Source organism: Ruminococcus sp. SR1/5, assembly GCF_000209835.1.
In the GTDB taxonomy this organism is placed as follows: domain Bacteria; phylum Bacillota; class Clostridia; order Lachnospirales; family Lachnospiraceae; genus Blautia_A; species Blautia_A fusiformis.
In genome coordinates, this window is the sequence record NC_021014.1 from 1,153,133 (window position 1) to 1,166,384 (window position 13,252).

General features: G+C 46.4%; 11 protein-coding genes and 1 pseudogene. All 12 read left to right on the plus strand.

All coding sequences use genetic code 11. The annotated features are described in order from the left end of the window. The first annotated feature begins 262 nt into the window (after positions 1-262). The 12 genes and pseudogenes from CK1_RS05895 (at position 263) to CK1_RS05950 (ending at position 13,235) form a co-directional block, all read left to right on the plus strand. Positions 263-1,294, plus strand: coding sequence for a PTS sugar transporter subunit IIAB (locus CK1_RS05895; RefSeq protein ID WP_015525371.1), 1,032 nt, complete (start codon positions 263-265; stop codon positions 1,292-1,294). Positions 1,295-1,343: 49 nt separating this feature from the next. Beyond that, positions 1,344-2,158: pseudogene (locus CK1_RS05900) on the plus strand (PTS mannose/fructose/sorbose/N-acetylgalactosamine transporter subunit IIC). Continuing rightward, a complete protein-coding gene (locus tag CK1_RS05905) occupies positions 2,155-2,985 on the plus strand; it encodes a PTS system mannose/fructose/sorbose family transporter subunit IID (protein ID WP_015525374.1) in 831 nt (276 codons plus the stop codon). Before CK1_RS05900 ends, CK1_RS05905 begins: the two are co-directional and overlap by 4 nt. A gap of 197 nt (positions 2,986-3,182) precedes the next feature. Then, a complete protein-coding gene (locus CK1_RS05910; RefSeq protein ID WP_015525375.1) occupies positions 3,183-4,862 on the plus strand; it encodes a glycoside hydrolase family 13 protein in 1,680 nt (559 codons plus the stop codon). A gap of 160 nt (positions 4,863-5,022) precedes the next feature. Beyond that, complete coding sequence (locus tag CK1_RS05915; RefSeq protein WP_306288793.1) at positions 5,023-5,865, plus strand: Cof-type HAD-IIB family hydrolase; 843 nt, start codon at positions 5,023-5,025, stop codon at positions 5,863-5,865. Positions 5,866-6,042: 177 nt separating this feature from the next. After that, entirely contained in the window at positions 6,043-6,900 is an 858-nt protein-coding gene (locus CK1_RS05920) for a YitT family protein (protein WP_015525376.1), read from the plus strand. A 398-nt stretch (positions 6,901-7,298) separates the two neighbouring features. Next, positions 7,299-7,424, plus strand: a complete 126-nt coding sequence (locus tag CK1_RS05925; RefSeq protein WP_306288794.1) for a hypothetical protein — start codon at positions 7,299-7,301, stop codon at positions 7,422-7,424. 283 nt (positions 7,425-7,707) lie between these two features. Then, the gene (locus CK1_RS05930; RefSeq protein ID WP_015525377.1) at positions 7,708-8,397 is read left to right on the plus strand and encodes a C40 family peptidase; all 690 of its coding nucleotides are present in this window, start codon (positions 7,708-7,710) and stop codon (positions 8,395-8,397) included. 207 nt (positions 8,398-8,604) lie between these two features. Next, positions 8,605-9,918: a M28 family metallopeptidase gene (locus CK1_RS05935; protein ID WP_015525378.1), complete on the plus strand. Its 1,314-nt coding sequence runs from the start codon at positions 8,605-8,607 to the stop codon at positions 9,916-9,918. A 420-nt stretch (positions 9,919-10,338) separates the two neighbouring features. Further along, positions 10,339-11,100: a DeoR/GlpR family DNA-binding transcription regulator gene (locus CK1_RS05940; protein WP_015525379.1), complete on the plus strand. Its 762-nt coding sequence runs from the start codon at positions 10,339-10,341 to the stop codon at positions 11,098-11,100. A gap of 28 nt (positions 11,101-11,128) precedes the next feature. Then, positions 11,129-11,875 carry a copper homeostasis protein CutC gene (locus CK1_RS05945; protein ID WP_015525380.1) on the plus strand — a complete coding sequence of 249 codons (747 nt, stop codon included), beginning with the start codon at positions 11,129-11,131 and terminating at the stop codon, positions 11,873-11,875. Between the two features lie 67 nt (positions 11,876-11,942). Then, positions 11,943-13,235 (plus strand): transglutaminase domain-containing protein, encoded by a 1,293-nt coding sequence (locus CK1_RS05950; protein ID WP_015525382.1) that lies wholly within the window; start codon positions 11,943-11,945, stop codon positions 13,233-13,235. The last annotated feature ends 17 nt before the right edge of the window (positions 13,236-13,252 follow it).

Consider the following 13,252-nt stretch of genomic DNA (forward strand, 5'->3'; position numbering starts at 1 on the left):
CTGACAGTCAGAGTATTTTCGGCTTTTTGTAAATTTACCTGAAATCGTAAAAGAGTTATCATGTGTGGGTTTGTGCTGAAGATGTGGATAATAAGCATTTGCTGTTCTATGTGAAACCTGCACAAAACCATGATTTTGAACTTGTTACAATGATAGGTTATGTACATAACCTATTTACACAGCCTAATTTTGATGCTATAGTGTGAACACAAAGGTTAGGTACATAACCAAAGGGAAAGAGTACAGAAGGAGTGAATACCAGATGAAACAGATTCTGATCGCCACACATGGAAAAATGGCCTCCGGCATTCGTTATACAGCAGAGCTGATCGTTGGAAAAATGGATGAGATCACAACCATCGACGCTTATGTGACACCGGAAGACAATGTGGAGAAAAAGTTTGAAGAATATTTCGCACAGCATGAAAACGACAGGATTTTCGTTTTCACAGATCTGATGGGAGGAAGTGTAAATCAGAAGCTTCTGGGATACAGCCAGAAAGAAAATGTTACGCTGATCACAGGAACCAACCTTCCGGTCCTGATGCAGGTCATGATGGCAGATGACGATGTGACAGAGGATGAGATCCAGGAGTTTATCGATGATGCCAGAGAAGAGCTTCAGATGGTAGACCTTGGCGGTGGAAAGAAATCCACATCTGAAAAAAATGCTGAAGAAGATACTGCACAGGGTATCGAAAATACTGCGCAGATTTCAGAAGGTGCTGCATCGTATGCAAAAAAATCCGCACCGAAAAAAGCTCTGGCTCTCCAGTCCTATGATAATTCCACAGCAAAGATTACCGCACTTCGTGTAGATGACCGTCTGATTCATGGACAGGTTGCCATGACCTGGACTAAACAGCTGGCAGTACAGGGAATCGTGGTAGCCAACGATGAGGCAGCCAACGACAATACCCAGAAGATGGCATTGAAAATGGCCGTACCGGGCGGAATCAAATCGCTGATCAAACCGGTGGATGAAGCCATTCGTATCTTAAACAATCCGAAGGCATCCAGGATGCGTATCCTGGTTCTGACAAGAACGGTAAAGGATGCTCTGAAGATAAGACAGAGCGTTGGCGAGATCGGCTTCCTTAATGTAGGAAATACAGGACGTTTTGACGGAATCGATGTTTCCGAGAAGCTTGTCCTGACCCCGACTATCATGCTGACAAAAGCAGAACAGCAGGCACTGAAAGAGCTGGTGGCTCTTGATCCGAAGGCCTGTATGCAGCAGGTACCCAATGATGAGCAGAAGCTTGTGAAGGATGTACTGGACAAGCTTGACTGACATCCACTGAATAAATAAAACGTAGCACAAAAAGGGAGGAAAGAAAAAAATGTTAAACGCATTTCTTGTAGCACTTGCCGTATTTATCTGTGTCGGCGGTGCAGAGCTGATCGGATTTACCATGCTGAACCGTCCGATCGTCATCGGACCGCTGGTAGGTCTGTTTCTTGGAGATCTTCATACAGGAGTGATCATCGGAGCTTCACTGGAAGCCGTATTTATGGGAGTTGTAAACATCGGAGGTGCTTCCGCGGCAGAACCCGGAATCGCCACAGCCGTAGGAACTGCCTTTGCCATCATGCTGGGCAAAGGTTCTGAGGTAGCCCTGACACTTGCACTTCCAATCGGTATCCTTGGTCTTCAGATCAAGACCGTTCTCTATATTTTTATTGTAGGTATGTTTGCAAAAACCTTCGACCGTCTGGCGGCAGAAGGAAAAGAAAACAGATCGTTGCTCTTCACTATGGGCTCTGGGCTGTAAACTGGTTTTTATATTCCCTGTTCGCATTTTTCGGGATCCTGTTCGGATCTGATGCAGTCAGTGCACTTCTGGATGCCATCCCGGATGTTGTTATGAATGGTCTGACAGTTTGCGGCGGACTTCTTCCGGCAGTAGGTATGGCAATGTTGATGAAGATGCTCTGGGATAACAAGATCTGTATGTTTTATTTCCTGGGCTTTGTCCTTGCAGCATACTTAAAGCTTCCGCTGATCGCTCTTGCCGTGATCGGTGTGATCATTGCCATTTCCATTGGTATGAATGATTACAAGCTGAACCAGCTTGCGGCGCAGAGAGTGGCAGCTTCACCGGTCGGTGGTTCTGACGAATATCTTGATGAAGAAGAGGAGGAATTTTTCTCATGAGTAATTTAACGAAATCCATTCCAGCAGATGAAAGAAAAATGCTGAGAAAAGCGTTCTGGCGTTCCTTCACTCTGTATGCGGCAGTAAGCCCGGCAAAACAGGGAGCTTCCGGTTTCTGCTATTCCCTGATGCCTTTTATCAATAAATTTTACAAAAACGATGAGGAAGGCAAAAAAGCTGCCCTCACAAGAAGTATGTCTTACTTCAATACAACCATCACCTTATCTACATTCATCATGGGTCTTGTGGCATCCATGGAGAAGAAAAACAGCGAGCAGAAGGATTTTGATGCAAGCTCCATCAATGCGGTGAAATCTTCCCTGATGGGACCTCTGGCCGGTATCGGTGATTCCATTTTCTGGGGCGTTCTCCGTGTAATCGCAGCCGGAATCGCAGTAGGACTTGGTGCATCCGGAAACGTTCTGGCACCGATCGTGTTCCTGCTTCTTTTCAACATTCCGTCTATTCTTGTGAAATATTACGGAACATTCCTGGGCTACAAGCTTGGTTCTGAATATATTCAGAAGGTTTATGCAAGCGGTCTTATGAACATCCTGACAAAGGCTGCCAGCATTGTAGGTCTGATCATGGTCGGCGGTATGACTGCCAGCATGGTAACCTTTAACTCCACTTATGAACTCACCATGAAGGGTGAATCTGTTCTGAATCTACAGAACATGTTGGACCAGATTTTTATCGGCATTGTTCCCCTTGGACTGACTCTTCTGTGTTACTATCTGCTGAAAAAGAAAAATGTCAGCATCACAGTTCTGATCATCGGTGTTATCATCCTGAGCATCCTTCTCTCTCTTCTTGGAATTGCATAAGCCTTAAGGATAAGGAATAAAGATCAGAATTATGAAAAGGCGGGCCGTATAGGGTCCGCCTATAAAAAGCCTAAAAAAGTTATATCGAAATAACTGACCGCAAAAAGGGCAGTTGAAGAACACCTGACCGGATATAAATAAGCAGCAAATACGGATTATAAATATCTGCTCAATGCAAAATAAAGGAGACATAAGAAATGAAAGATTGGTGGAAGAATTCCGTTGTATATCAGATTTATCCAAGAAGCTTTAAGGACTCCAACGGAGACGGCTTCGGCGATCTCAAGGGTATTATTGAAAAGCTCCCCTACCTTCAGAACCTTGGGATCGATGTGATCTGGCTTAGTCCTGTTTTTGACTCCCCACAGGACGACAACGGTTACGATATCAGTGATTACCGGAAGATCTACGCGGGCTTCGGAAGTAACGAGGACATGGATGAGCTGATCGGAAAAGCTCATGAGCATGGTATCAAGATCATTCTGGATCTTGTTGTCAACCATACTTCCGATGAGCATGCATGGTTTGTGGAAAGCCGGAAATCAAAAGACAGCAAATACAGTGATTATTATATCTGGAAGGATCCGAAAGCAGACGGCAGTGAGCCAAACAACTGGGGCTCCAGCTTCTGTGGAAGTGCCTGGGAATATGATGAAGAGCGCGGCCAGTATTACCTTCATTTTTACAGCAGAAAACAGCCGGATCTCAATTGGGAAAATGAAACCGTCCGTAAGGAAATCTATGATCTTATGAAATTCTGGATGGACAAAGGTGCTGACGGATGGCGCATGGATGTGATCGCATCTATCTCCAAGGATCAGTCCTTCCCGGATTACCCGAAAACGGATGGCCGCAAGTATTATACAGGAAAATATCACAGCAACGGACCAAGACTTCATGAGTTTATCCATGAGATGAACCGGGAGGTGCTTTCAAAATATGACTGTATGACGGTAGGTGAGGCGCCGGGCTCCACACCGGAGGTTGCAAGACTGTTTACAGATCCGGAGCGTGAGGAGCTGAATATGATCTTCACATTTGAGCATATGAACATCGACCGTATTCCGGGCTCTGTAAACCGCAAGTGGGAATTGAAGCCTTTTGATCTCCGTGATCTGAAACGTGTTATGAGTGAGTGGCAGAACAAGCTTTATAACAAGGGCTGGAATGCTCTGTATTTTGAAAATCATGACCAGCCACGTGTGATCTCCAGATGGGGAAATGACACTACTTACCGCGAGGAATGTGCAAAGGCTTATGCTACCGTTCTTCATGGTATGCAGGGAACTCCTTATGTATATCAGGGAGAGGAAATCGGTATGACAAACGTGCAGTTCCCGCTGGAGGAGTACGAGGATATCGAGGTTCGTAATGCATATCAGGATCTTGTCGTTAAGAACAAAACCATTTCTGAGGATGATTTCCGCAAGGCAGTATGGAACAAGAGTCGTGACAATGCCAGGGTTCCGATGCAGTGGGATGACAGCGAAAATGCAGGATTTACAACCGGTAAGCCATGGTTCCGCCTTTCTGATCGTTACCAGGAGATCAATGTAAAAAAAGCTCTGGAAAAAAATGATTCCGTGTTTTATTATTATAAGGATTTGATCTGTCTTCGTCATGAGGAAGAGCTTCTCACAGAAGGTGACTATCAGCTCCTTCTTCCGGAAGACGAGAAGATCTTTGCATATTTAAGAACTTCCGACAAAGAGCAGTGGATCGTGGTGGCAAACCTTTCTGAGGATACGGTAAGTACAGAAGGTCTTGTGAAATATGTGTCCGATAAAGAGGATATTAAGATTGCAAACTATAAGGACAGAACAGGAATCAAAGCGGACTTAAGACCGTACGAGGCGTTTATGATGAGGATCCGGTAATTCCTGAGCTGTTGTATATGTAGTAGTAAAGTGGAAGAAAAGTCTCTGCTTTACAGAGAGCAGGTATGAGTATTTGTGCGTATCTGTACTGCCAAAGGATATCCGGGTGCAGTGCAGATACGCTTTTTGCCTGTGGGAAAAAGACAAACAGGAGGAAATTATGGAAAAATATATCATTGCAGTGGATATGGACGGAACTCTTCTGAACAGCGAGAATAAGATTTCTGAAAGGAACAGAAATGTTCTGCAGCGTCTGATCGATGACGGACATTATGTGGTGCCGGCAACCGGAAGGACCAGAGAGCTGATTCCTCAGGAGTTTTCTGTGCTCCGGGGTGTGAAATGGGGAATCGTGGAAAACGGCTGTGTTGTCTGGGATTACGATAAAAATGAGATGATCTGGCGAAAAACCATGCCCAAAGGAATGGTAAGCAAAATCCTGAAGGATGTGGAAAACAGCGACGCAAAAGGCTGGATCGCAGAGGCTTATGCAAACGGAATCGCCTATTCTGATGCGGATGCCAGAGATTATGTGGCATCTGTAGCGGATAAAGCTCTGCTGGAAAAAACTTTTGTAGATTATTTTCTCAGCAGACATGAATATGTTAAGGATTTTTATCATCAGGAAGATATTCTGGATCAGGCAGAGAAGATCAATATTTATTTTGATGATATGGAGACCAGCAGGGCACTTCGTGAGAAATGGAAGGATCTGGATGATGTGGCAGTGACTACTTCCATCAGCGGCAATGCGGAGTTTAATGCAGCAGGCGTGGACAAGGGTGTGGGTCTTGCTATGCTTCGCACAAAGCTTGGTATTGACCGGATGCATGTGATCGCTTTCGGAGATAATGAGAATGATCTGGAAATGCTGGAGGGTGCAGGTATCGGTGTTGCTATGGGCAATTCCAAACAGTATGTAAAGGATGCAGCGAATGAGGTGACCGGAGATAACGATCATGATGGTGTGGCGGAATTTCTGGAGAGGTTTTTCGGGCTGTAAGCTGTGGTTGATCGTGCTCGTTGATATAAGGGACAGGGAAATGTATTTTTCTCTGTCTTTTTTATTTGCATTTTTGGTGATATAAGGTATGATAAACGAAGAGGATGCGGGGATTGCTGGTTTTGACCGGTAGTTACCGGTGAAAATTATTTGAGGAGATCAGGAGGATATTTTTTAATGAAAAATCTGATACCAAAGCGTGTGATGGAGTATATCATTATCACATTTGCTGTTGTTCTGATGGATGTGGGGATTTATGTATTTAAGTTTCCGAATAATTTTTCCTTTGGTGGTGTTTCGGGTATGGCGGTTGTGTTTTCGCATTTTATTCCGATGACGTCTGCACAGATCAACCTGGTGATCAATCTGGTTTTGCTGGTGATCGGGTTTATTGTTCTTGGCCGGGATTTTGGAGTGAAGACGGCTTATGTTACGGTTGTTTCTTCTTTGCTTTTGAATGTGTTTGAGAAGGTTTTTCCTATGGACAGGGCGCTGACGGGGAATATTATGCTGGAGCTTTGCTTTGCGATCATTTTGCCGGCGCTGGCTGCGGCGCTGCTGTTTTTTGAGAATGCTTCGGGTGGTGGCACGGATATTGTGGCGATGATCATTAAGAAGTATTCTACGATGAATATTTCGGGTGCATTGTTTGCGGTGGATTGTGTGATCGTTGTTGTTTCGTTTATGGTGTTTGATCTTACTACGGGGCTTTGTTCTGTACTGGGGCTTATGGCTAAGACGTTGCTGATCGATAAGTCTATTGAGAGAATGAAGCTGAATAAGTATTTTACGATTATTTCCAGTAAGCCGGATGAGATCTGTGAGTTTATTATGAATGGTTTGGAGCGGAGTGCTACGGTTTATCATGGGGAGGGGGTTTATTCGCATAAGGATAAGAAGATTATTCTGACGGTTGTTGATGTGAGACAGGCGGTGCTTCTGCAGAGGTTTATTGATGAGGTGGATCCGCAGGCGTTTTTGATGGTTACTAAGAGTAGTGAGGTTGTTGGGAAGGGGTTTATGAGTTATATTTGATGCGATCGTATGGGATTGTATGCTGATCGTAGGTGATTGTGTATGATTGTAAGCTGATGGAAATTAGGAGAGCGTTCTTTGCGGGCTGGATGGGCTGCGGGAGCGCTCTTTTTTTGTGGTGGATGATGGATGGTGGATGGCGGATGCCGGACGCCTGGGAGACGGGTGCCGGTTTGCTCCGGGCTTCGTCGGGGGCTGGCTTCTAGGCTGCCGGAATTCTGCTAAAACCGTTTTTAAAAAGTCCGAACTCGCGGCTTGCTGCCGCTCAGACAGCGGACTTTTTAAAAACAACGCAGATTTCCGCCAGCCAAGAATCAGCTCCCCTCCTGCAGAGTCGTAGCCAACCGGCACCCGTCTCCCCGGCTGTTCGGTTCCGGGCGGGAGGTAGTGGTGGGGGTGTGGGGCGACTGGCGGAAGTGGGGATTGATGAGGGCTGGAGGATTGAGTGGATTCCCGGGAATTGGATGAGCCATCAGCGCTGCGCTGGATGGCTGGGAGGAAAGGCTGAGTTTCCTGTGGTCTGAAGGTGAGGGATGCGCCATCGTCGCTGCGCTGGATGGCTGGGAGGAAGGGCTGAGTTTCTTGTGGAAGCCATCGTCGCTGTGCTGGATGGCTGATTGGTGTGTGAAGGTTTTGTGAAAGGGGTTTGACAGGTGGGGGTTTTTATGGTAGGATACACACTTGCGTAACAAATTTAATAAAAATGTAACAAAATGGCGAATGAGGAGCGTGGCGAAGTGGATTGTGAATGTCTGCCTGAATGGGTGGGTGCTGCTGCGTGGTTTTCTGAGAGGAGTTTTATTGTTTATGTTTTATAAGAAATTTGCTGCTGTTGTTCTGAGTGCTGTTCTTGTGGGTGTGGTTCCTTCTGTTGTTTTTGCGGATGTGGATGGTGTCAGTGCTGTGTCTGATGGAGATGTGGAGGAGCTTTCTATTGAGGATGATTTTTCGGATGGTGCGGATTCTATTTCTGCTTTTGCCAGTGCTCTGGCGGATAAGACGGTTTCTGAGGTTCAGGGGTATCAGGAGGCGAAGGCTGAGGCTGAGGTGATCGCGCAGGAGAGGCTTGAGGCTGAAGCGGCTGCTGAGGCTGCGCGTAAGGCGGAAGAGGAGCGGAAGGCTGCTGAGGCTGCGCGTCTGGAGATGCGGCAGGGGATTGTGGATTTTGCGCTGCAGTTTGTGGGGAATCCCTATGTTTATGGTGGTACGAGTCTGACTAACGGGGCGGATTGTTCGGGGTTTGTGATGTCTGTGTTTGCGGAGTTTGGGTATGAGCTTCCTCGTGTTGCTGCAGCTCAGTGTTCGGCTTCTGAGAAGAAGAGTGTTGCGGATATTGAGGCTGGTGATCTGGTTTTTTATGGTGAGGGTGGTATTGATCATGTGGCTCTTTATATTGGTGATGGCAAGATCGTTCACGCCAGTACAGCGGCTACAGGGATCAAGGTTTCTGACTATGATTACCGGGCTCCGGCTGCGGTTGGTTCGTTTGTGGCTTAGGATATAGATATAAATGATTTACTGATATGAAATATAAACTGTCTGCGGAGATTTTTTGGTTGGGTTGGCTGAAAAATAGCTGCGGGCAGTTTTTTTGAAGAAAAATAGTGTATAATTTAACCGAATCAAGTAAGTCTCCTGCGGGGTTGCGAAAAGCAATAAGCAGTGGGTGGGGACTTAGATAAAATTCAGAAAGGTTGTGGGGTTATGAATACAAAGGAAATCAGTGGTAAGCGGCAGATGGAGTTTCTGGCCGGGTTTGATTTTGTCAGAGAAGCGGGTACTGCGGGGGAAGTGAAGGCGGCGAAGATGATCCGGGATACTTTGGACAGCTTCGGAGTGAAGAATCGGATGGAGGAGTTTGATTTTTGGGATTTTCGGATCAACAGAGCGGTGCTTAAGGTTGTGGAGCCTTATCAGAAGGAGTATGTGGTGACCGGGTATGGAAGATGTGGAAATACTGGGGCAGAAGGTCTGAAAGCGGATTTTTTGTATGTGGAGAATGGGGATGCTGTCAGTCTTTCCCGGGCGAAGGGTAAGATCGTTATGGTGAATGGCCGGGTGAGTGGTGATGTGTATCAGAGACTGGTGAGCGCCGGAGCTGTTGGTTTTATCAGTGTGGAGGGTTCTCCGCTGGATGAAGGAGTGGACAGGGTTCCCTGTCAGCGCAGCCTGCCGATGATCTTTCCGGGGGATGCAGCAGAAGAGACAGAAGGATTGTCGGAGTCTGCAGAGGATATTCACAAGATGCAGGAAAAATATAGTGGCAGGATTCCGGGGGCGAATCTTCATTATAAGGATGCAGTGGAGCTGGTGACGGAGGGTGCGTCTGAGGTGTGCTTGGTTGTGGAACAGGATGTGACGGCGTGCAGATCCCGTAATGTAGTGGCGAGGATCGAAGGTACGGATAAGAAAGATGAGATCTTGACGATTACGGCGCATTATGATTCGGTGCCGGAGGGACCGGGAGCCTATGATAATATGGCTGGGGCAGCGATCATCATGGAGCTTTGCAGATATTTTCAGCAGTATAGACCGCGCAGGACTATGGAATTTGTGTGGTTTGGTGCTGAGGAGAAGGGTTTGCTGGGCAGCCGGGATTATATCAGAGTTCATGAGAGTGAGCTTGGAGCGCATCGTTTTAATATGAATGTAGATCTGGCCGGGCAGCTGATCGGAGGAAATGTTCTGGGAGTGACGGGAGAGGCTTCTGTTTGTGATAAGCTTCTTGAGATCGCTGACGGAACAGGGATCGGAGCGTCTGCGAAGAATCAGATCTGGGGAAGTGATTCCAATTCTTTTGCATGGAAGGGAATTCCGGCCATGACTCTGAACCGGGATGGTTTTGGCATGCATACCCGTTATGATACGATTGATCTGCTGTCTGCCTGGTCGCTGGAGAGAAGTGCGATCCTTCTGGGATGTATTGCGGATGCGCTTGGGAATGCGGAGGTTTTCCCGTTTGAGAGAAAGATGCCGGAGAAATTTATCAGAGAGCTGGATGAATATATGTGCAGATAGTAAAAATCTGATTTTATCTGCTCATAACTGGATATTTGTTATGGAACTGTGGGGACTTGTCTGTTTCGGGAAGAGTACAGACAAGTCCTCATAAGTTATTCAATATTTTCAATGGTTATTGACCTTTATAATTCCGCAAGGGAACATGTGGCTTTGAGTCAGGGGGATATTTGCAGCTTTGTAAGGGATTCCCGGAACAGGGGGCAAGCGGAGGTTCGCAATTGAACCAGTGAAATTACTTGATTTGATCAAAATACGCCAAAACAATAAAAAATAATACAAAATAATTGACAGTAAGATATCAAACTGTTATACTGAAATCACAGGCTTTCCAGGGATCAATGCGCCGGATATTGTTTTGCGGAGTATTGATTTCTGGAACTTTTATCACAGAAAAATCGGGAATGAGGAGATAGGACCATGTTTACAGAAGAACGACAGAATGCAATAGAGAAATGTCTCCGCGAAAAAGGAAAAGTCAGGGTCAAAGAATTAAGCGAGATGTTTCAGGTTACGGAGGATTGTATCCGCAAGGATCTCAAGATCCTTGAAAATGCAGGCAGATTAAAGAGGACTTACGGCGGAGCGATCCTGTCACAGGAGTATCCTCTGGAGAGAAACGTAGTAGACAGGCGTATGTACAATCTTGATAAGAAGAAAGTGATCGCTGCGAAAGCCTTCAAGCTGATCAAAAATAACGAAACGATCTTTCTGGATGTTTCCACTACAAATATAGAGCTGGCAAGGCTTATCGCTTCGTCGGGTATGCATGTTGTGGTTGTCAGCAATATGATCGATATCCTGCAGATCCTTGCTGCGAATCCGTCCATCACGGCCATAGGCACAGGGGGAACTATGTACCGTTCGGTGAACGGATTTATGGGAGCTGCGGCCATTGAGGTGATCAAGCAGTACAGCTTTGACCGGGCATTTTTGGGAAGCTGTGGCGTGGATATGACAGATTTTGCAGTTACTACATCCGGAGTGGAGGATGGATTGACCAAGAAGGCGGCAGTGCAGAGCAGCAGACATAAATATGTGGTTATGGAGAGAGAGAAGTTTTATTTTAACGAATCTTATAAATATACACATTTTGATGATATCAGCGGGATCATTACCGATGAATTTCCGGATGATACCATTGTGAACATACTGAGGAATACCGGAGTGAAATTACTCTGAGCAGACAGTAATAAAGGGGGATTTTTACATGAAAGACTATATTCTGGAAACCTGTGTGGATTCTGTGGAATCCGCCATGGCAGCAGCCGAGGGTGGTGCGGACAGATTGGAGCTTTGCAGCAATCTGATCATCGGGGGGACAACTCCCGGCCCATGGCTTTTTGAGGAAATAAGGAAGCGTTCAGATATCCGGATCCATGCGCTGATCCGTCCGCGGTTTGGAGATTTCTGTTATACAGATGCGGAATTTTCTATGATAAGGAATGCCGTAAAGGATTTCCGCAAAATGGGAGCGGAGGGTGTCGTGGTAGGTATCCTGAAACCGGATGGCACCTTGAATATGGAACAGATGAAAGAGCTGATGGATGCGGCGGGAGATATGTCTGTTACGCTGCACAGGGCTTTTGATGTGTGCGCAGATCCGATCGAGGCTATGGAACAGGCGATCTCGCTGGGAATCGATACGATTCTTACCTCCGGACAGAAGAATACCTGCCTTCAGGGTGCGGAGCTTCTGAAGGAACTGGAAACCAGGAGTCAGGGACGTATCACCATCCAGGCGGGGAGTGGCGTCGGTGCGGAAGTGATCCGCCAGCTTTATCCTCTTACCGGGATCAAGGCTTATCATATGAGCGGCAAGGTTGTAACGGACAGTGCGATGCAGTTTCGCAAGGAAGGTGTCAATATGGGACTTCCGACATTCAGTGAATATGAGATATGGCGTACAGATATTGAAAATGTTCGTGCTGCAAAGAAAGTTCTGGAGGAATTATAATGGCTGAGGGGAAGATTTTTCTGAAAGAAAACCGTGATCGGATTGAAAAAAATATCGGGAGCAGGTGATGGGGTTACCGCAGGCTTTTGCGGAGATTGATAAAAAGCTTGCGGAATGCACAGACGAAGTGGCTCTGGCGTGCAAATATTTATATGCGTTCATGCCGTACAGTGATATCGGAAATTACGCGTTTGAAGTATTTCTGGATTATGCGGAGAATGGCGTATATTTATGGAAGGAAAACTCCGGGGTGGCAGAGCTGCCGGAGGAAATCTTTTTGAATTATGTGCTGTTTCACAGAGTAAATGAGGAGGAGATCGCACCCTGCCGTACATTTTTCTGCAGGGAGATCGGAGAGAGAACTGGGGGAATGAGCTTCCGGGAAGCTGCCCTGGAGGTGAACTACTGGTGTGCACAGGAGGCTACCTATCATTGTACAGATGATCGTACCCTGTCTGCACTTGCCGTATACCGCAGAGGAAACGGAAGATGCGGAGAGGAATCTGTATTTACCGTTAATGCACTGAGAAGTGTTGGTGTACCTGCCCGTCAGGTATATGCACCAAAGTGGTCTCATTGTGATGACAATCATGCCTGGGTGGAAATCTGGTGCGATGGAAGCTGGTATTTTCTGGGAGCCTGTGAGCCGGAGGAGATCCTGAATAAGGGATGGTTTACCAACGCTTCCTCAAGGGCCATGATGGTCCATTCAAGAGTTTTTGATACCATGATCCCGGAGGGAGAAGTGATCGGCAAAGATGGTATGGTGACTATGCTCAACGAGCTGAAACGATATGCACTGACAAAAGAGATCACTGTGTCTGTAAAGGATTCACATGGAAAACCGGCAGAAGGTGCAGAAGTTTCTTTTGAGGTGCTGAATTATTCGGAATATGCCCCGATTGCAGAACTGAAAACCGACAGTCTGGGAAAAGTCAGCCTGACAACAGGGCTTGGAAGTATCCATATTTCTGCAAGGATGTATGCAGATGGAGAATGGCTGCATGCAGAAAACAGCATGGATACAAAAACAGAGGATTGCTGTGAAATCTGTCTGATGCCCGTAGGAAAAGAAAAGGGTATTTTTTATGAGGAGTGGACGGAGATCGATATGATCGCACCTCATGATGCACCTGTAAATAAAGATATGCCAACACCGGAGCAGAAGGAAAGAGGCAGCAGACGTCTGGCAGAGGCAAACGCTTACAGGGAACAGAAGGTAAGAAACCTGAGCAATCTGGAGTGTCGGAAATTCCTGGAAAAAGAAACTGGAGATTCTTCAATGAGAAAAAACTCCTTGAAGTCCTCACAGAGAAAGACAGAACAGACTGTATCAGCCAGGTTCTGGAGGAGCACCTGAAATTTGCATTACCGTAT

Coding starts and splice junctions, on each gene's coding strand:
- CK1_RS05895 (WP_015525371.1), top strand. CDS start 263: ATGAAACAGATTCTGATCGCCACACATGGAAAAATGGCCTCCGGCATT.
- CK1_RS05940 (WP_015525379.1), top strand. CDS start 10,339: ATGTTTACAGAAGAACGACAGAATGCAATAGAGAAATGTCTCCGCGAA.
- CK1_RS05945 (WP_015525380.1), top strand. CDS start 11,129: ATGAAAGACTATATTCTGGAAACCTGTGTGGATTCTGTGGAATCCGCC.
- CK1_RS05935 (WP_015525378.1), top strand. CDS start 8,605: ATGAATACAAAGGAAATCAGTGGTAAGCGGCAGATGGAGTTTCTGGCC.
- CK1_RS05920 (WP_015525376.1), top strand. CDS start 6,043: ATGAAAAATCTGATACCAAAGCGTGTGATGGAGTATATCATTATCACA.
- CK1_RS05930 (WP_015525377.1), top strand. CDS start 7,708: ATGTTTTATAAGAAATTTGCTGCTGTTGTTCTGAGTGCTGTTCTTGTG.
- CK1_RS05910 (WP_015525375.1), top strand. CDS start 3,183: ATGAAAGATTGGTGGAAGAATTCCGTTGTATATCAGATTTATCCAAGA.
- CK1_RS05950 (WP_015525382.1), top strand. CDS start 11,943: ATGGGGTTACCGCAGGCTTTTGCGGAGATTGATAAAAAGCTTGCGGAA.
- CK1_RS05915 (WP_306288793.1), top strand. CDS start 5,023: ATGGAAAAATATATCATTGCAGTGGATATGGACGGAACTCTTCTGAAC.
- CK1_RS05905 (WP_015525374.1), top strand. CDS start 2,155: ATGAGTAATTTAACGAAATCCATTCCAGCAGATGAAAGAAAAATGCTG.